Source organism: Pseudomonas sp. Emmai (genome assembly GCF_055179735.1).
This window is the reverse complement of the sequence record NZ_CM143685.1, coordinates 5,152,194-5,171,286: the sequence shown is the minus strand read 5'-3', so window position 1 is coordinate 5,171,286 and position 19,093 is coordinate 5,152,194. Positions and strand designations below refer to the sequence as shown.

The following is a 19,093-nucleotide window of genomic DNA, read 5'->3' as shown; positions in this document are numbered from 1 at the left end:
ATCATCTTGTGGGGGGGGGGCTGTGGCGAGGGAGCTTGCTCCCGCTGGGGTGCGAAGCGCCCCCAATATCTTTGCGACTGCTGAGCAGCCAAGCAGGAGCAAGCCCCCTCGCCACAGAACGTGAGCGTCTCAGGTTTCTGTTTCAGCCACCTGATTGAAATACTTCGACCGATCCGGCGTAAACGTCACCACCATTTTCGTCCGGGAACAGGTCAACACTCGCTCCGTGGCCAAATCAATATCCAGATCCTCCCCACGCAAACCCTGCCATTGCGCGAGGTATTTGAGGGATCCGTATTTTTCGAGTTTTTTCAGGCTGCGACTGACGCCACCCTTCCAACCCAGCACCGGGAGTTCGCCGGCGAGGCACTGTTGGGCCATGTCGGGGAAGCGGGTGGCGCGTTGGCGGCCGATTTCCCAGCATTTGATCAGGCCCTTGTCATGGGCTTCCCACAGTTCGTCCCGGTTCAGGCCGGAACGCAGTGGCGCGTCGATGCTGCGGTGGATGCGCTGGATCATTCTGTTTCCTTGAATTCGGGTTTTGTTGGACAGCTCCGCTGTACCCGTTGACGGTGGATGTTAGGGGCGGATGTAACAGCTGGCAACAAGGTATTTCCGAGTGTCGGACGGACGTTGCGTGCAGTGAATCCCAAGGTGCTGTTTAACGGCTGTAAGGAACGATCTAAAGAACCGCTCCTACAGAGCCTGATCAAAAAAGACACATTTGCGACAACGTTTGCTGGTTAGGTATGACCCTCACGATCGGTTTAAACGCTTAATCGGTAAGGTCGTTTCAAGTCGGGATCCCGGACCAGGCGGCTGTTGACGGCGATGCAGTATTCAACGAGTTTAGTTTCTTCAAAGAAGTCGACACTGACAATGCTGGAGCGGTAAAGCAGGTAACTGTCCAAATCAAACCAGGTGTTGATTTCTTTGGTCAGCTTAGTCGGGCCGCGTAATAGTGTGTATTGAGTCATGGATAACCGCCACGGGTAGCTGGACGTCGGTGGATTTTGCATGACGTTAACGACGTACTTTGCGAGGTCTTGGGTTGAAACGAATGTATCCCCTTGCCAGCGATTCTCAAATTCAGGCCAGAACAGGTCGGAATAGAACATTTGATAATAGGCGACAGACAGAATGATTCGCTGTTTTTGGCTGGCGTTTTTTAGTTGTGCGAAAGTGAGGTGCCTGTTGTGACGGGGAATCAGGCGTTCTTTTAGCCCCTGCAGCAGTTCTTTTTCGAACGCCTGAAAATCAAACCGGTTATCGACTTCGCTTTGCAATGTATTGAAGTCGAGAATAATGAACTCATCAGGATTTTCATCAAGGAAGGTATTGGCCGAGGCGATGATTTCCCTGAGTCGCCGGCCACGGATGGATCCGTGAAAAGTCATGAATTCATTGTTGCGCTTCATGATGCGCAGATCAAACGAGCGTGCACCATTCCTCATTTGCCACAGTAAGTCATGGTTCTGACAAAGTGCCCAGTTGGCGGTTGTCGATTCCGGGAACGGATGACCGATGTCCCAGTCCATGCCGGCATTGTGGCAACCAGGCCATACAAACAGTCCAATGTTTAAATGATCAATGTCTGGTGTGGTGCTCATCCAGTTGGCGTAGTTGTTGCGGGTGATTGAATTGCTCATGCTAAATAGTTCTATTGAATGGTTTATAAAAGTAGTAAGCCTTACTTCTGATGTGTTGTGCAGGTCTCGGGCTTGAGCACTTTATAATCGGACGGGCGGATGGAAAGAAAGTTGGAAAGTGTGGCAATAAGATTCAATAGAACGGCGGCTGTTATTTTATTGAGTTGAACTAATTAATCGCCGGCATTACACCAGGGTAATAACCGGCGACGTCTCTCATGGTTGCCAGAAGTTCTTCTCGCCGCTCAACTTTCGATCGAGGAAACTGGCTGCACTAATTAACGCAAGGTGCGTCAATGCCTGCGGCGTATTCCCCAAATGCCGCGCATGGCTGTCGAATTCTTCGGCATACAACCCCAACGGGTTGGCATAGCGCAGCAACTGTTCAAACTCCAGGTGCGCCTTTTCCACCTGACCGGCCCGGGCCAGGCATTCGACGTACCAGAACGAACACGCGGCGAAGGCGCCTTCGGTGCCGGACAAACCGTCGATCTGGCTGTCGTCGTTGCGGTAGCGGTAGACCATGCCGTCGCGCACCAAGGTTTTCTGGATCGCTTCCAGGGTCGAGAGCCAGCGCGGGTCCTTGGCGCTGACGAAGCGCACCAGCGGCATCAGCAGCATCGAGCCATCCAGGGCGGTACCGCCGATGTGCTGCACGAAGTGCCCGCGTTCTTCGTTCCAGAAGTTTTCCCAGATGTCGGCGTAGATCGCCTGGCGCGTCTGGTCCCAGCGGGCGAACGGGGCGGGCAGGGAGCGTTTGGAGGCCAGGCGAATGGCGCGGTCCAGCGCCACCCAGCACATCAGGCGCGAGTGCAGGAAGTGATGCTGCTCGCCGCGCATTTCCCAGATGCCGACGTCTTCGCTCTGCCAGGTTTCACAGACCTGATCCACCACTTCGACCGTGTGCTTCCAGCCTTCATGGGAAATCGCTTCGCCGTATTTGTTGACCAGGTACACCGCGTCCATCAACTCGCCGAAGATGTCGAGCTGGATCTGATCGTAAGCCTGGTTGCCGATGCGCACCGGTGTTGCGCCGCCGTGGCCGCTCAGGTGGGTGAGTTCGGTTTCCGGCAGTTCCTGGCGGCCGTCGATGGCGTAGAGGATGTTGATTTTCATCGGCTTGCCGTGGCAATCGCTGACCCGGCCGCGCATCCATTTCATGTAGGCGTTGGCTTCATCGACAAAGCCCAGGCGCATAAAGGCGTAGACAGTGAACGAGGCGTCGCGGATCCAGGTGTAGCGGTAATCCCAGTTGCGTTCGCCGCCGGGAGTTTCCGGCAGGCCGAAGGTCGCGGCGGCGAGGATCGCGCCGTGTTTGCGCGAGGTCAGCAGCTTGAGCGCCAGGGCAGAGCGGTTGACCATTTCCCGCCAGCGCCCGCGGTAGTTGGACTGCCCGATCCAGTCGCGCCAGAACTTCAGGGTGCGTTCCACACACAGTGCGGCGGCGCCTTCCTGGAAGCGCGGGTCGTCGCTGGCACCCAGCAGAAATTCTGCGCTTTGGCCTTGTTCAAGGGTGAATACGGCGATGGCGGCGTTGCCGTCGAGGCTCAAGGCCTGGTCCGACGTCAGGCGCAGTGACGGCTGGTCGGCGGCGTCAAACAGCACATCCTTTGCGTCCATGCGGCCACGGGTTTTCGCCCGGGCGTAGTCGTGCCGCACTGCGCAACGCATGTGCATCGTCGCGCTGCCGCTGACCACCCGCACCCGGCGCATCAGCATCGGCAAGTCATCCTCGCTGTCGCCGATGGGCAGCAGGTCGGTGATTTCAACCACGGCGCGATCGCTCAGCCAGCGGCTTTGCAGGACGTTGGTGTCCGGCAGGTAGATTTGCTCGCGGCGGGCGTCGGGCAGGTCCGGTGCCAACTGGAAAATCCCGGCCTCGGGGGTGTCCAGCAACGAGCAGAAGATCGACGGGCTGTCGAACTCCGGCCAACAGAAGAAATCCACGCTGCCCTTGTCGTTGACCAGTGCCGCGCTGCGCATGTCGCCAATGATGCCGTGGGCGTCGATGGCGCTTTGTCGTTCGGGATGATGATCAGCCATTGCCACGGAACTCCGGATAGAGGCTCATGCCGCCGTCGATAAACAGGGTGGTGCCGACGATGTAGTCGGAGGCATCAGATGCGAGAAACACCACGGCGCTGGCGATGTCGTCGACGTCGCCGATGCGGCCATAGGGAATAAGTTTGAGCAGTTCTTGCGCGGCGTCGCCCTCGGTGGCGGCGCGGTTGATCGCCGTGCGAATCGCCCCGGGCGCGATGCCGTTGATGCGGATCTTCTGGTGGCTGACTTCCTGGGCCAGGGTCTGCATCAGCATGTCGACGCCGCCCTTGGACGCCGCGTAATTCACATGCCCGGCCCATGGAATGCGCTGGTGCACCGAACTCATGTGGATGATCTTGCCGGCCGCCCGGGACACGCCCTGGCGAATGCCTTGCCGGTTGAAAATCCGCAGGGCGGCGCGGGCGCAGAGGAATTGGCCGGTGAGGTTGACACCAATCACCTGGTTCCAGTCGGCCAGGGTCATGTCCACGGCATTGGCGTCTTTCTGCATCCCGGAATTGGCCACCAGAATGTCGAGGAAACCGAAAGCGTCCAGGGTCTGGGCGAACAGGCGTTCAACGTCTTCTTCTTTCGAGACATCGGCGCCGATGGCGATGGCCCGGCCGCCGCTGTCGTTGATCTGTTTGGCCAGTGCCTGGGCGGGGGCGGCTTCGGAGTTGTAGTTGAGCACCACGGCCGCACCGGCGGCGGCCAGGGCTTTGGCGGCGCCGGCACCGATGCCGGAACTGGCGCCGGTGACCAGGGCGACTTGTTGATCGAGGGAAATCTGCATGAAGGTTAGCGCCTTGCGGTGAGGGCCTAAGTAGCTGACTGGTTTGGGAGGGCGAGAGTTCATTTGCGGGTCGACTGTGAAGAACTCTTCATGAGCGGGCGCCTTCACATTCCGCCAACAATTCCCCGCTTTCCCCTCAACCCGCCTTTATGGCAACTTGCAGGCCCGAAACGAGGCTCGCAACCCATGGCAAACCCCTACCGCGAACTGTTCAACGCCCCTGGCGCCCGGGCCTTCGTGCTGGCCGGGATGATCGCGCGCATGCCGATTTCCATGACCGGCATCGGCCTGATCACCATGCTTTCGCAATTGCAGGGCGGCTACGGCCTGGCCGGCGCGGTGGCGGCGACCTTCGCTCTGGCCACGGCGTTTTGTGCACCGCAGGTCTCGCGTCTGGTGGATCGTTATGGCCAGGGGCGAATCCTGCCATGGGCGGCGCTGCTGGGCGGTGGTTCGCTGTTGCTGCTGTTGGTGTGCACTCGCTTGCAGGCGCCGCACTGGACACTGTTCGTGTTCGCCGCGCTGGCCGGGTGCATGCCGAGTATGTCGGCGATGGTCCGGGCGCGCTGGACCGAGCTCTACCGTGGCCAGCCACAATTGCAAACCGCGTATGCCCTGGAGTCGGTGCTGGACGAGGTCTGCTTTATTGTTGGGCCGCCGCTGTCGGTGGGGCTGAGCGTGGTGGCGTTCCCCGAGGCCGGTCCCTTGGTGGCGCTGCTGGCGCTGGCCATCGGGGTGCCGGCCTTCGTGCTGCAGCGCGCCACCGAACCGCCCGTGCATCTCCATGAAATTCATCATCAAGGCTCGATTATCCGCTCCGGGAAAATCCAGTTGCTGATGCTGTTGATGACCGCCATGGGCGTCATTGTCGGCGTGGTGGACGTGGTCAGCGTCGCCTTCGCCGAACAACAGGGCCAGCCGGCGGCGGCGAGTATCGTGCTGTCGGTGTACGCCATCGGTTCGTGCCTGGCCGGGTTGGCATTCGGCGCGTTGCGCTCGAAAGCGCCGCTGCCGCGATTGTTCCTGTATGGCGGTGTGATGACCGCCGTGACCACCTTACCGCTGTTATTGGCGACGAACATTCTCGGCTTGGCCCTGGCGATGTTCGTCGCGGGGCTGTTCTTTGCGCCGACGCTGATTGTGGCGATGGCCCTTGTGGAACGCATCGTGACCCCAGCCAAACTGACCGAAGGCCTGACGTGGCTGATCACCGGGTTGAGCATCGGTGTGGCGATTGGTGCGGCGAGTTCGGGTTGGCTGGTGGATGCGTTCGGCGCGCGCAGCGGGTTTTGGGTGGCGATCGCGGCAGGGGCCGTAGTGCTGGGCTCGGCGGTGCAGGGCTTGCGCCATCTGAAATGATGTCAAACGTCGGCGGTGGGCGCTTGCACGCGCTCACCGACTAATTCGCACCGCCCCTCATCCGTTCTCTTTTACAGATAACCCATTGAGGTAAATGCGGTGACAAAACTGACACTGCTGTGCCTGCCCTATTCGGGCGCCAGCGCCATGGTCTACAGCCGCTGGCGGCGTCAACTGCCGCCGTGGCTGCACCTGCAACCGGTAGAACTGCCGGGGCGGGGTGCCCGTTACGACGAACCCTTGCAAACCGATATGCGCGCCCTGGCCCTGCAATTGGCCCGGGAACACCTGCCGGGCTTGCAGGCGCCCTATGCCTTGTTCGGGCACAGCCTGGGCGCGTTGCTCGCGTGCGAGATGGGCCATGCGTTTCGCGCCCTCGGCGCGCCTGAACCCGTGGCACTTTTTGCCTCGGGCACGGCTGCGCCCAGCATGCGCAGCGACTACGACCGCGGCTTTGCCGAGGCCCAGAGCGACGAGCAGTTGATCAACCAGTTGCGCACCTTCCAGGGCACCAGCGAAGAGGTGTTGGGCAATCAGGAGCTGATGAGCCTGACGCTGCCGATCCTGCGCGCCGATTTCATGTTGTGCGGACGGTTCCGCCCGATGGAGCGGCCCTTGCTCAAATGCCCGGTGCACGTGCTAGGTGGCAAGGAAGACAAGGCCACCACCGAGCAATTGATCGGTTGGAGCAAAGAAACCCTCGGCAGTTTCTCGGTGGACATGATGACCGGCGGGCACTTTTTCATTCACGAGCATGAGGCCAAGGTCATCCGGATTATCAAGAATCATCTGGAAGTCCATCACCGGCGACATGCGCAGTTGGCGGCGCCGGCTTATTAGCGCGCGAATCACTTTTCGAGTGTTTACGGGAGGCCCGTCATGGGTGTTGCTGTGGGATTTGCCGTCCGGCCATTGATGCCGGCGCGGGGTCGCTTGCCGTTGCTGGTGGAAGCGACGCAGCCGGACACGAGCCTGTTGGCGGTGTTCGACGAATTGAAAGAATTGGTGGATGAGCACCTGCTGCGCGACGGCGGGATTCTGTTTCGCGGCTTCAAGCTGGGCGGCGCCGAGCCGTTCCGGCAGTTCGCTGCCGGTTTCGGTCACCCGTTGCTGAACTACGAGTTCGGCTCCACGCCGCGCACCAGCGTGACGCAGGGGGTTTACACCTCCACCGAATACCCGGCGCATCAAAGTATTCCGCTGCATAACGAGCAGGCCTACTCCCGCGACTGGCCGATGAAGATCTGGTTCTACAGCATGATCGCGGCCAGGTCCGGCGGTGAGACGCCGATTGCCGATAGTCGGGAAGTTTATCGGCGCATCCCGGTGGCGATCCGCGAGCGCTTTGTCAGCAAAGGCCTGATGTACGTGCGCAACTTCGGCAATGGGCTCGATGTTTCCTGGGAAGACGTGTTCAACACCGAAGACCGCGAAGTGGCGCAAGCCTATTGCAAGGCCCACGGCATCCTCTGCGAGTGGAAGGAGGACGGTGAGTTACGTACCCGCCAGACCTGCCAGGCCGTCGCCCGCCACCCGGTGACCGGTGAGAGGGTCTGGTTCAACCAGGCGCATCTGTTCCATATCTCCAACCTGCAAGCGGAAGTGCGTGAGAGCCTGCTGGACATCGTCGATGAAGAAGACCTGCCGCGTAACGTCTACTACGGCGACGGCTCGCCGATCGAAGACGATGTGCTCAGCGAGATCCGTGCGGTTCTCGATGACTGCGCCATCAGCTTCCCGTGGCAGGAAGGCGATGTACTGATGCTCGACAACATGCTTTCGGCCCATGCCCGCTCGCCCTTCGAAGGGCCGCGCAAAGTCATCGTCGCCATGGCCCAGGGACACTCGCAGGACGAGTTCTAACTCTGCGCCCTGTGGGAGCGGGTTTGCCCGCTCCTGCATGAGGTTCTTCGTCGCCCTTCGCTAAATCATCACGTTTGTCATTCGTTCTTGTTGATACGACCGGGCCTCCTGGTCACGCCGCCGATCAGCAAGGACCCCACGCATGAATGCCGCAGATGCACAGAAACTAGCCCGCCGTTTTATCGAGTTGCCACAGGACAAGCGCCGCTTGTTCCTCGCCGGCATGGCCCGCGAAGGCATCGATTTTGCTCAGCTTCCCATGACGGCCTGTGTCGGCGCCGCCGAGCGCGACGGTCTTTCCTATGCCCAGCAGCGCATGTGGTTTCTTTGGCAACTGGACCCCCACAGCGCGGCCTACAACCTGCCGATGGCGGTGCGCCTCGATGGCCCGTTGCAGCCCAAGGCGCTGGAGCGTGCGTTCAGTCTTCTGGTGACGCGGCATGAGTGCCTGCGCACGACCTTCGGTCAGGAGGGCGAGCGTGCCTTCCAGCGCGTGGCTGAACCCGAGGAGCTGACCCTGGCGGTCACCGACCTGAGTGCGGTCCCCGAAGAGCAGCGCTGGTCCCGTGCGCAACAGCACATGATGGCCGAAGCCACCCAGGCGTTCGACCTGCAACAAGGCCCGTTGCTGAGCCTGCGCCTGTTGCGCCTGGCCGAGCAGCAGCACGTGCTGCTGTTGACGCTGCATCACATCATTGCCGATGGCTGGTCGATGAACATCCTCATCGACGAGTTCATGAAGACCTACGACGCTCTTGTCGCCGGCCAGCAGCCGACATTGCCGGCGCTGACCGTGCACTATCGTGACTACGCCCTGTGGCAGCGCAGTTGGCTGGAGGCCGGCGAGCGTGAGCGCCAGCTCGACTATTGGCGCACACAGTTGGGCGCCGAACACCCGATCCTCGAATTGCCGACGGATCGCGCCTATCCGGCCCAGTCCAGCCACCAGGGCGCACGCCTGGAAAAAGTCATCGACGCGGCGTTGCGCCAGGACTTGAAAAACCTCGCGCAGCGCCAGGGTGTCACGCTGTTCGTGGTCCTGCTGGCAGCGTTCAAGACCTTGCTGCACCGCTACAGCGGCCAGACCGACATCCGCGTCGGCGGCCTGATCGCCAACCGCACCCGCAGTGAAACCGAAGGCCTGATCGGCTTCTTCGTCAACACCCAGATCCTGCGCAGCGAGGTCACGGCGCAAACCCGTTTTACCGACTTGCTACAGAGCCTGCGCCAGTCAGCCCTCGGTGCCCAGGCCCATCAGGAATTGCCGTTCGACGCGTTGATCGAGGCCCTGCAACCGGCCCGCAGCCAGAGCCATAACCCACTGTTTCAGGTGATGTTCAATCACCAACCGCTGGTCACCGATTTACAGGATGTGCGACTCGACTGCGGTTTGCAGGTCGGTTACCTGAGCGAAGCGCAACTGGCGGGCTGCGGTCGTCAGCATGCGGCGACCAGCGACCTGATGCTCGATACCCGGGAGGAGGGCGAGCAGTTGTTTGCGGCGTTTACCTACGCCACCGACATCTTCGACCCATCGACCATCGCCGCGCTGGCCGGGCATTGGCACAACCTGTTGGCGGCGGTGTGCCGCGACCCGCAGCAGCCGCTGGGCGAATTGTCGATGCTGGCCGAAGCCGAGCACGACGGCTTGATCCAGGCCAGCGAGGCCCCGGCCCGCATCGCCTGCTTCCAACAGGTGTTCGAAGCGCACGTCGCGCGCACCCCGGACGCGGCGGCGTTGATCCTTGCGCACGATCATGCGCCCTCGCTCAACTACGCCGAACTCAATACCCGCAGCAATCGCCTGGCCCATCAGTTGTGCGCCCAGGGTGTCGGCCCCGACGTCTTGGTTGGCGTGGCGCTCGGTCGTTCGCTGGAGCTGGCCGTCGCACTGCTGGCGGTGCTCAAGGCCGGCGGCGCCTACGTGCCGCTGGACCCGCAGACCCCGGCCGAGCGCCTGCGTCATGTGCTCGACGACAGCGGGCTGAAACTGCTGCTGACCGACAGCGAATGGCTGCCGAGCCTGCCGCCGCTCAATGGCATCGAGTGCCTGTGCGTGGACCGTTTGCCGACCAACGCGGCCCAGGACAATCTGAACGTGGCGGTCGATCCGCAGAACCTTGCCTACGTGATCTACACCTCCGGCTCCACCGGACGCCCGAAAGGCGTGGCGATCAGTCATGGTGCGCTGAGCGAGTTCATCGAGCGGGCCATCGACTACAGCGACCTGCGCGAAGGTGACCGGGTGTTGCAGTTCGCAACCAGCAGCTTCGACGGTTTCGTCGAGCAATTCTTCCCGGCGCTGTGCCATGGCGCTTGCGTGGTCTTGCGCGACTCACGGTTGTGGGACAGCGCGACGTTGCATCAGGTCATTCTCGAACACGGCGTGACCCTGGCCGACTTGCCTGCGGCGTACTGGCATTGGCTGGTGCAGGACTACGCGGCCAATCCGCCAGCGCACTTCGGTGCCTTGCGCCAGATCCATGTCGGCGGCGAAGCCATGGCGGTGGACGGCCTGCGCCTGTGGCAACTGGCCGGGCTGGGCCATGTGCGCTTGCTCAATACCTACGGCCCGACCGAGGCCACGGTGGTCTCGACCATTCACGATTGCACCGCGCTGACGCCGCAAGCCGTGTCGTGGCGCGGGATTCCGATTGGCCACGGTCTGGCGCAACGTCGGGTGTACGTGCTCGACGACGATTTGAATCTGCTGCCTCAAGGCGCGGTGGGCGAGTTGTACATCGGCGGCCCAGGGCTGGCGCGCGGTTATCACCGGCAGCCGACCCTCAGCGCCGAGCGCTTTATCGCCGACCCGTTCGCCACCGGCGAGCGCCTGTACCGCACCGGCGATCGCGCTCGCCTGCGGGTGGATGGCGCGCTGGAATACATCGGACGGGTGGACCACCAAGTGAAGATTCGCGGCTTTCGCATTGAGCTGGGCGAGATCGAATCGCGCCTGCAGCAATGTCCGGGGGTTCGCGAGGCGGTGGTGCTGGCGTTGCCGCTGACCGGAGGCCTGCAACTGGTGGCCTATCTGGTTCCCGAGGAATCGGTGCTCGACAGCGTGGCCGAGCAGGCGCTGTTCCGTCAGCAAACCCGCACTGCGTTGCAAGCCAGCCTGCCGGACTACATGGTCCCCGGCCATCTGCTGCTGTTGCCGCATTTGCCCCTGACCCCCAGCGGCAAGCTGGATCGCAAGGCCTTGCCAGCGCCGCACGCCAGTCAATTGCAGGTCGCCTATCGCGCCCCGCAAACCGACACCGAGGTGTGCCTGGCGAACATCTGGATGGACGTGCTGCAAGTACCCCAGGTCGGGGTCGACGATCACTTTTTTGAGTTGGGCGGTCATTCGCTGCTGGCCGCGCAAGTGATCGGCCGGATCAAAAACCAGCTGGGCGTGATTCTGCCGCTGCGCAACCTGTTCGAAAAACCCGTGCTGGGTGATCTGGCCCTGACCGTGGCGCAGTTGGCGGGCAGTGCGGCGGATAACGACTGGTCGGACATGGACCAGTTCATGAGTTCTTTGGAAGGAGTAGAAGCATGAGCGGCACTATGGCGGAACGCATCGCTAAAAGGTTCGTCGGTTTGCCGCTGGAGCAGCGTCGACAGTTTCTGGCCAAATTGCGTGAGGACGGCAAGGATTTCAGCCTGCTGCCGCTGCCGGTCAGCCGTCACGACAACCCGCTGATCCCGCTGTCGTTCGCCCAGCAACGCTTGCTGTTTCTCTGGCAACTGGAGCCCCACAGCGCTGCTTACAACATGGCTGCCGGCCTGCGCTTGCGCGGGCAATTGAATGAGCCGGCGTTGCTGCGTTCGTTCGATCACCTGGTGGCGCGGCATGAAGTGCTGCGTACGGTGTTCCATACCGACGGTGATCAGCCGCGTCAGGTGATCCTTGATCAGCAACAGGTGCCGCTGGAACGCATCGACCTCTCGGGTATTGCCCCGCAAGAGCGCGAAGCCGAACTGGCGCTACGGGTGCGCACGGTCACGGCGCAGCCGTTCGATTTGCGCCACGGCCCCTTGCTGCGCGCGAGCCTGTTTTGCCTGGCCGAGGACGAGTGGGTGCTGGTGGTGAGCATGCATCACATCGTCTCCGATGGCTGGTCGATGGACGTGATGGTCAAGGAGTTCGTGCAGTGCTATCAGGCGTTTTGCCTGGAGCGCGAGCCGCAACTGCCGGCGCTGACCCTGCAGTACGCCGACTACGCCATCTGGCAACGTCGCTGGCTGGAGGCCGGCGAAGGCGAGCGTCAACTCGATTACTGGCGCCAGCAGTTGGGTGAAGAGCATCCGTTGTTAGCGGTGGCGGCGGACTTCGACCGGCCACTGACCCAAAGCTTTGAGGGTCAGACCCTGAGCTTTGATTTCGGCACTGGGCTGTCGCGCCAGCTCAATGCGTTCGCCCGCGCTCGGGGCACCAGTCTGTTCATGCTGGTGCTGGCCGGGTTTTCGCTGTTTCTGTCGCGTCAGGCCGGGGAGCGCGATATCCGCGTCGGCGTGCCCAACGCCAACCGCGGTCGCGCCGAAGTCGAAGGGCTGATCGGCTTCTTCGTCAACACCCAGGTACTGCGTTGCCAGGTGGATGAGCGTGGCAGTTTCAATGATCTGCTGGCACAGGTGCGCGAGGCTTCGTTCGGTGCCCAGGCGCATCAGGAGCTGCCGTTCGAGCAGTTGGTCGACGAGTTGGTGGCCGAGCGCACCCTCGGCCACAATCCGTTGTTCCAGGCCAAGTTCAACCAGAACGTCGGCATGCAGAAACAACGCTCGATGGACCTGCCGGGCCTGAGCGTTGCCGAATACACGCTGGACAAGCAAGGCACGCATTTCGACCTGGCGTTGGACATCACCGACGATGGCGCGCTGATCCACGGGCAAATGACCTACGCCAGCGACCTCTACCAGCGCTCGACCATTGAAGGCTTTATACCGGCGCTGCTCAGCCTGTTCGACGAACTGTTGAAGACCCCGCAAGCGCCGCTGCACAGCAATGCGACTGGCGCATTGGCGCTGGCCGAACCGTCGCAGACGTCGGCATTGCAAGTGTTGCAGCACTGGGAGCGCGAAGTGGCGCGGCAACCCGAGGCGCTGGCCGCACGGGATTTGCAGCAGGCCCTGAGTTTTCAGGCGCTGGATCAAGCGGCCAATCGCCTCGCGCATTATTTGCGTGCGCAAGGCGTGCGCGATGCTCAACCGGTGGCGGTGCTGATGGAGCGCTCGCTGGACTGGCTGATCAGCGTCCTCGCCATTTTCAAGGCGGGGGCGGTGTACATGCCGCTGGACATCAAGGCCCCGGCGGCGCGTTTGCAGCAGATGCTGGAAGGCGCGCAGGCATCGGTGCTGTTGTGCGCAGACGGTGATGAACGCGTCACCCGCCTGGCGGTCGCCGGTTGCCAGGGCCTGGCCTTTGCCCCGTCGCACTGGCAGGACCAGCCTGCATCGAGCCCTGCGTTGACGCTGTCGGCGGAGTCGCCGGCCTATGTGATTCACACGTCCGGCTCCACCGGGCAACCGAAAGGCGTGCTGGTCAGTCACGGTGCGCTCGCCAGTTATGTGCGTGGCGCGCTGGAACGGCTGGCCCTGGCGCCGGACGCGAGCATGGCGTTGGTCTCCACCATCGCCGCTGACCTGGGCTTTACCGTGCTGTTCGGCGCCTTGTGTTCGGGGCGCCTGCTGCATGTGTTGCCGGAAGAACTGGGTTTTGATCCGGACCGCTTTGCCGAGTACATGAGCGAACACCGCGTGGGCGTGCTGAAAATCGTGCCGGGGCATTTGGCGGCGCTGTTGCAGGCTTCGCGGCCAGCCGATGTCTTGCCCGAACATGCGCTGATCGTAGGCGGCGAAGCCTGCTCGCCAGCGTTGCTGGAGCGGGTGCGCCAACTCAAGCCGCAATGCCGTTTCATCAACCACTACGGCCCCAGCGAAACCACGGTCGGGGTGTTGACTCACGAAGTCGTCGACCTCGACCCGAGCGCCCGGGGCGTGCCGGTCGGCCGGCCATTGCCGGGCGCTCAGGCCTACGTGCTGGACGACGTGTTGAATGCTGTCGCCGACAAGGTCGCGGGCGAGTTGTACATCGGTGGCGACAGCGTGGCCCTGGGTTACCTCGGGCAGCCAGGCCTGACCGCTGAACGCTTCGTGCCGGACCCCTTTGGCCCGGCCGGTGCGCGGGTGTATCGCAGCGGTGACCGGGTGCGCCGTAATCGCCAGCAGGCGATGGAATTCATCGGTCGCGCCGACGATCAGGTCAAGGTCCGTGGCTACCGTGTGGAACCCGCCGAAGTCGCCCGGGTGTTGCTCGGGCTGGCCGGCGTCAGCGAGGCGGCGGTGCTGGCCTTGCCGCTGGACGGCGATGAATCGCGGCTGCAACTGGTCGCCTATTGCGTCGCTGCGGCGGGTATGACCCTGCAAATCGATGGCCTGCGTCAGCAGTTGCAAGCTTGCCTGCCGGACTACCTGGTGCCGGCGCAGATGGTGCTTCTGGAGCACCTGCCCCTCACGGCCAACGGCAAGCTCGACAAGCGTGCCTTGCCGGTGCCCGGGGTGGTCACGCAGCACTTTGTGGCGCCGGTGGGTGAAATCGAAGAGAAACTGGCCGCGATCTGGGCCGAGGTGCTCAAGCTTGAGCGCGTCGGCAGCACCGACAATTTCTTCGAACTGGGCGGTGACTCGATCCTGAGCCTGCAAATCATTGCCCGGGCCAAGCGCCAGGGAATCAAGTTGAGCCCCAAGCAGTTGTTCGAAAAGCAGACCATTGGCCTGTTGGCGGCGGTGGCCAAGTTGATCGAAACCAAGCCGGCGCTGACCGCCCCGCAACAGATCAGTGGCACGTTGGCGTTGCTGCCGATCCAGGCGCGATTCTTCGAGATGGACATTGCCCGGCGACATCACTGGAACCAGTCCGTGATGTTGCAACCACAAGCGCCCCTCAATGCCGGCCATCTGCACAAGGCGTTACTGGCGGTGATCGAACATCACGATGCCTTGACCCTCAACTTCCAGGCCTGTGGCGATCGCTGGCAAGCGATGTTCCAGACCGAGCGCGACCCTGAGGTCTTGTGGGTGCGCGAGCTGAGTGACCTGGCGCAGTTGCCGGCGCTGGCGGACGAAGCCCAGCGCAGTCTCAATCTGCAACAGGGCCGTCTGGTGCGAGCGGTGCTGGTGAACCTGCCGGACGGTGCGCAGCGTTTGCTGCTGGTCATCCATCACCTGGTGGTGGACGGCGTATCCTGGCGGGTCCTGCTGGAAGATGTGCAGCAGGCGTATACCGCGCTGGCGGCGGGCAGGGCGCCGGCCCTGCCGGGCAAGAGCAGTTCGCTGCAGCGCTGGGCCGAACACCTGCATCAGTTCGGCCGCAGTGAAACCCTGGCTGGCGAACGTGATTACTGGATCAAGACCCTGGACGGCGTCGAGGCGCAACTGCCTCAGGACTTCCCGCTGACTGCGCAGGCTCAGGTTCAGCGTCAGGCGGCCAGGGGCACTTCGCGACTGAGCAAGGCCCTGACCCACAAACTGCTCAAAGTCGCGCCCGCCGCCTACCGCACGCAGATCAACGACTTGTTGCTCACGGCCCTGGCGCGGGTGCTGTGTGACTGGAGCGAGCAGTCCTCGGTGCTGATCCAGCTTGAAGGACATGGTCGTGAAGACCTGTTCGACGATCTGGACTTGAGTCGCACGGTCGGCTGGTTCAGCAGCCTGTTCCCGGTGCGGTTGACGCCAGAGGCCGAGCCCGGTGCGTCGCTGTGTGCGATCAAGGAACAACTGCGCGCCGTGCCGGGCAAAGGCATTGGCTACGGCGTGCTGCGTTACCTGACTCCGGATCAGCCGCTGACCCCGTGGGTGCAACCACGGGTGACTTTCAACTACCTGGGCCAGTTCGACGGTTCGTTCAGTGCCGCTGATGGCGCGTTGTTCCTCCCGAGCGGGGAGAGCTCCGGGGCCAATCAGGACCCGGATGCGCCGCTGGCCAACTGGCTGAGCATCGACGGTCAGGTGTATGGCGCCGAGCTGGAACTGACCTGGACGTTTGGCGAGGGCATGTTCCGCCCGCAAACCATTCAAGCCCTGGCTGATGCCTATCGCCTTGAGCTGGAGCGGCTGATCGAGCATTGCTGCGACACCGAACAGGCCGGCGTCACGCCGTCGGACTTCAGCCTGGTAACCCTGACCCCGGCGCAACTCTCGGCCTTGCCGGTACCGGCGCGGGAGATCATTGATCTCTATCCGTTGTCGCCGATGCAGCAGGGCATCCTGTTCCACAGCATCAACGAACCGGACGGCCCGGCGTACACCAATCAATTGCGGGTAGATGTGCGGCAGCTGGACGCCGGGCGCTTTCAGCAGGCCTGGCAGCAGACCGTCGACGCCCACGAGATTCTGCGCACAGTGTTTGTCTGGCCTGAAGACGCCGCCGCAGCCGTGCAGGTGGTTTGCCAAACGGCGCAGATGCCGTGGCGCGTGCAAGACTGGCGCGCGCGTACCGACCTCGACACCGCGCTGGATGCCTTGGCACAGGAAGACCTGGCGCGCGGTTTCGACCTGAGCAAGGCGCCGCTGTTGCGCGTGCAATTGGTGCAGACCGGTGAGTCGGTGCATCACCTGATCTACACCAGCCATCACATTTTGATGGACGGCTGGAGCACCTCGCAGCTGTTCGGCGAAGTGCTGCAACGCTATGCCGGCATGACCCCGACCGCTAGCGCCGGGCGTTATCGCGACTACATCGAATGGCTGGGGCAACGCGACCAACAGGCCAGCCGCGACTTCTGGCGCACGGCGCTGGCCAGCCTCGAAGAGCCGACCCGACTGGCCAGCGCCATGCCGCCGCGTCAGGAGCCGGGCAGCGGCTATGCCGAACATCAGCATGTGTTCGGCGAGCAACTGACGGTTGAGCTGAACCGCTTTGCCCGTGAGCAGAAAGTCACGCTCAACACGCTGATGCAAGCGGCCTGGCTGGTGCTGTTGCAACGCTACACCGGGCAGGACACCGTGGCCTTCGGCGCGACCGTGGCCGGTCGCCCGACCGATTTGCCCGGGGTCGAGCAACAGATCGGCTTGTTCATCAATACCTTGCCGGTGGTGGCCGCACCGTCCGCCGAGTTGTCGGTAGGTCAATGGTTGCAGCAGGTGCAAAGCCTCAACCTGGCCCTGCGCGAGCACGAACATACGCCGCTCTATGAAATCCAGCGCCGGGCTGGCTTGGGTGCGGGCTCACTGTTCGACAGCATCCTGGTGTTCGAGAACTACCCGATGGCCGAAGCCCTGGAGCAGGCGCCGGCCTCGGGCCTGGTGTTCTCGGCCATCCAGCGTCAGGAGCAGACCCACTACCCGCTGACTTTGGTGGCCGTCACCGGACGTGAGCTGAGCCTGGGGTTGAGTTTCGACCAGGCCTGTTTCGATCAGGCCAGCATCGTCGGCCTGACCGCGCAACTCGAAAGCCTGATGACGCAGTTCCTCGCCGATGCCACGCAGCCGCTGGGTGCCTTGCACCTGCTGGATGAAGCGCAACGGCAGGCCGCGCTCGAATGGGGTCGGGCTGACACCACGGCGCTGGATTCGCGCACGGTGCTTGAGCGGATCGACGCGCAGGTTCAACGGCAACCGCAAGCGACGGCGATTCTGTTTGCCGAGCAGCAGATCGATTATCAGCAGCTCGATGCCCGGGCCAATCGCCTGGCGCACAAGCTGCAAGCGCTGGGTGTCGGACCGGAAGTGCGGGTCGGCGTGTGCATGCGCCGTACGCCGGACATGCTGGTCGGCTTGCTCGCGATCCTCAAGGCCGGTGGCGCTTATGTGCCGCTGGACCCGGAGTACCCGCAGGAGCGCTTGCTGCACATGCTCGACGACAGTTGCGCGGCCGTGCTGCTGACCGAGTCGGTGGCCCAGGCGCTGTTGCCCGCGGCGTTGAGCGCGCAGGTACTGGTGGTCGAAGAGCGCAGCGACTGGCTCGGCGACTACCCGTCCACCGCGCCGTCGATCAGCATTGCGGCGCACAACCTCGCCTATGTCATCTACACCTCCGGTTCCACCGGCAAGCCCAAGGGCGTGGCGATTACCCACGGCAACCTGGGGGCGCTGATCCAGTGGTCTGCGGGTGTGTACCGCGATGAGCAATTGCTCGGCGTGCTGGCCTCGACCTCGATTTGCTTCGACCTGTCGGTCTGGGAAATCTTTGTCACCCTGGCGTGCGGCGGGTGCATGGTGCTGGCTGACAATGCCCTGGCGCTGGCGGATTTGCCGGCCCGCGAACGGGTCACGCTGATCAACACTGTGCCGTCGGCGATCGCCGCGTTGCAGCGCTCCGGGCAGATTCCGGCATCGGTCGGCACCATCAATCTGGCGGGTGAACCGCTCAAGCAAACGCTGGTGGACACGCTGTACGCGACCACGTCGGTCAAGCAAGTCTACGACTTGTATGGGCCTTCCGAGGACACCACTTACTCGACCTTCACCCTGCGCACACCCCAGGGCCAGGCGAACATCGGCCGGCCGCTGGAAAACACCGTGGCCTACCTGCTCGACAGTCAGTTGCACGTGCTGCCGGCCGGGGTCGCCGCCGAGTTGTACCTGGCCGGTGCCGGCGTGACCCGAGGCTACCTGATGCGGGCGGGGCTGACCGCTGAACGCTTCGTGCCAGACCCGTTCTCCAGCAACGGCGAGCGCCTGTACCGCACCGGCGATCTGGTGCGCCAGGGGGCGGACGGGCAGATCGAGTACATCGGCCGTGCCGACCATCAGGTGAAGATCCGCGGCTTCCGCATCGAGTTGAGTGAAATCGAAGCGCGACTGCTGGAGCTGGCAGAGGTCCGCGAAGCGGTGGTCCTGGCCGAGGACGGCGTTGCCGGCAAACACTTGCACGCCTATGTCGTGGCGGTGCCACCGGTCGCGGATTCGCACTGGCTGGCAGAGCGCTTGCGGGCGGCGTTGATCAGTCGTTTGCCGGCGCACATGGTGCCAGCACACCTGCACATTATTGACGCCGTGCCGCTGACCCCCAATGGCAAGCTGGACCGCAAGGCCCTGATGGCGCTGGGCGGCAGCCCGGCCCGGCAACGCTACGAAGCGCCGCACACGCAGCTGCAATGGGAAGTGGCAACGATCTGGCAGGAAGTCCTTGAGGTCGAGCAGGTCGGGTTGACAGACAACTTCTTCCAGTTGGGCGGGCATTCGTTGCTGGCGACCCTGGTGGTCACCCGGATCAAGGAACGCCTGGGCGACAAAGTGGCGCTCAAGGAACTGTTCGAAGCGGACACGCTGCACGCGTTCTGCAACCGTATCGAGGCATTGCGCGTCGATTTATCGCCGGTTCAGGACGAATTGGCTAAATCCCTGGAGGCCCTCAAACGTCTATCCCTCGATGATCTGGAAAAACTGATTTCTTGAGAGG

General features: G+C 62.8%; 9 protein-coding genes. 5 read left to right on the top strand and 4 right to left on the bottom strand.

What is annotated here, in order from left to right:
- Positions 1–129: 129 nt before the first annotated feature.
- From ACY4LX_RS23725 to ACY4LX_RS23710, 4 genes are all read right to left on the bottom strand, one after another.
- Positions 130–519 (bottom strand): hypothetical protein, encoded by a 390-nt coding sequence (locus ACY4LX_RS23725; protein ID WP_149661284.1) that lies wholly within the window; start codon positions 517–519, stop codon positions 130–132.
- Between the two features lie 248 nt (positions 520–767).
- Entirely contained in the window at positions 768–1,649 is an 882-nt protein-coding gene (locus tag ACY4LX_RS23720; RefSeq protein WP_149661285.1) for a PI-PLC domain-containing protein, read from the bottom strand.
- A gap of 216 nt (positions 1,650–1,865) precedes the next feature.
- The gene (locus ACY4LX_RS23715) at positions 1,866–3,692 is read right to left on the bottom strand and encodes a glycoside hydrolase family 15 protein (protein WP_463258014.1); all 1,827 of its coding nucleotides are present in this window, start codon (positions 3,690–3,692) and stop codon (positions 1,866–1,868) included.
- Positions 3,685–4,485, bottom strand: a complete 801-nt coding sequence (locus ACY4LX_RS23710; protein WP_149661287.1) for an SDR family oxidoreductase — start codon at positions 4,483–4,485, stop codon at positions 3,685–3,687. Before ACY4LX_RS23710 ends, ACY4LX_RS23715 begins: the two co-directional genes overlap by 8 nt.
- Before the next feature lie 186 nt (positions 4,486–4,671).
- Between ACY4LX_RS23710 and ACY4LX_RS23705 the strand changes: the two genes are divergently transcribed.
- The 5 genes from ACY4LX_RS23705 to ACY4LX_RS23685 all read left to right on the top strand — a co-directional run bounded on the left by ACY4LX_RS23705 (position 4,672) and on the right by ACY4LX_RS23685 (position 19,089).
- Positions 4,672–5,844 (top strand): MFS transporter, encoded by a 1,173-nt coding sequence (locus ACY4LX_RS23705; RefSeq protein ID WP_149661288.1) that lies wholly within the window; start codon positions 4,672–4,674, stop codon positions 5,842–5,844.
- Between the two features lie 99 nt (positions 5,845–5,943).
- Positions 5,944–6,684, top strand: a complete 741-nt coding sequence (locus ACY4LX_RS23700; RefSeq protein ID WP_463258013.1) for a thioesterase II family protein — start codon at positions 5,944–5,946, stop codon at positions 6,682–6,684.
- A gap of 39 nt (positions 6,685–6,723) precedes the next feature.
- Positions 6,724–7,707, top strand: coding sequence for a TauD/TfdA family dioxygenase (locus ACY4LX_RS23695; protein ID WP_463258012.1), 984 nt, complete (start codon positions 6,724–6,726; stop codon positions 7,705–7,707).
- Between the two features lie 142 nt (positions 7,708–7,849).
- Positions 7,850–11,251, top strand: a complete 3,402-nt coding sequence (locus ACY4LX_RS23690) for an amino acid adenylation domain-containing protein (RefSeq protein ID WP_463258011.1) — start codon at positions 7,850–7,852, stop codon at positions 11,249–11,251.
- Positions 11,248–19,089, top strand: coding sequence for an amino acid adenylation domain-containing protein (locus tag ACY4LX_RS23685; protein WP_463258010.1), 7,842 nt, complete (start codon positions 11,248–11,250; stop codon positions 19,087–19,089). Before ACY4LX_RS23690 ends, ACY4LX_RS23685 begins: the two co-directional genes overlap by 4 nt.
- Positions 19,090–19,093: the final 4 nt, after the last annotated feature.

Excerpts from the sequence above, each read along its gene's own strand:
- ACY4LX_RS23725 (WP_149661284.1), bottom strand. The coding sequence starts at position 519 with ATGATCCAGCGCATCCACCGCAGCATCGACGCGCCACTGCGTTCCGGC.
- ACY4LX_RS23720 (WP_149661285.1), bottom strand. The coding sequence starts at position 1,649 with ATGAGCAATTCAATCACCCGCAACAACTACGCCAACTGGATGAGCACC.
- ACY4LX_RS23715 (WP_463258014.1), bottom strand. The coding sequence starts at position 3,692 with ATGGCTGATCATCATCCCGAACGACAAAGCGCCATCGACGCCCACGGC.
- ACY4LX_RS23710 (WP_149661287.1), bottom strand. The coding sequence starts at position 4,485 with ATGCAGATTTCCCTCGATCAACAAGTCGCCCTGGTCACCGGCGCCAGT.
- ACY4LX_RS23705 (WP_149661288.1), top strand. The coding sequence starts at position 4,672 with ATGGCAAACCCCTACCGCGAACTGTTCAACGCCCCTGGCGCCCGGGCC.
- ACY4LX_RS23695 (WP_463258012.1), top strand. The coding sequence starts at position 6,724 with ATGGGTGTTGCTGTGGGATTTGCCGTCCGGCCATTGATGCCGGCGCGG.
- ACY4LX_RS23690 (WP_463258011.1), top strand. The coding sequence starts at position 7,850 with ATGAATGCCGCAGATGCACAGAAACTAGCCCGCCGTTTTATCGAGTTG.
- ACY4LX_RS23685 (WP_463258010.1), top strand. The coding sequence starts at position 11,248 with ATGAGCGGCACTATGGCGGAACGCATCGCTAAAAGGTTCGTCGGTTTG.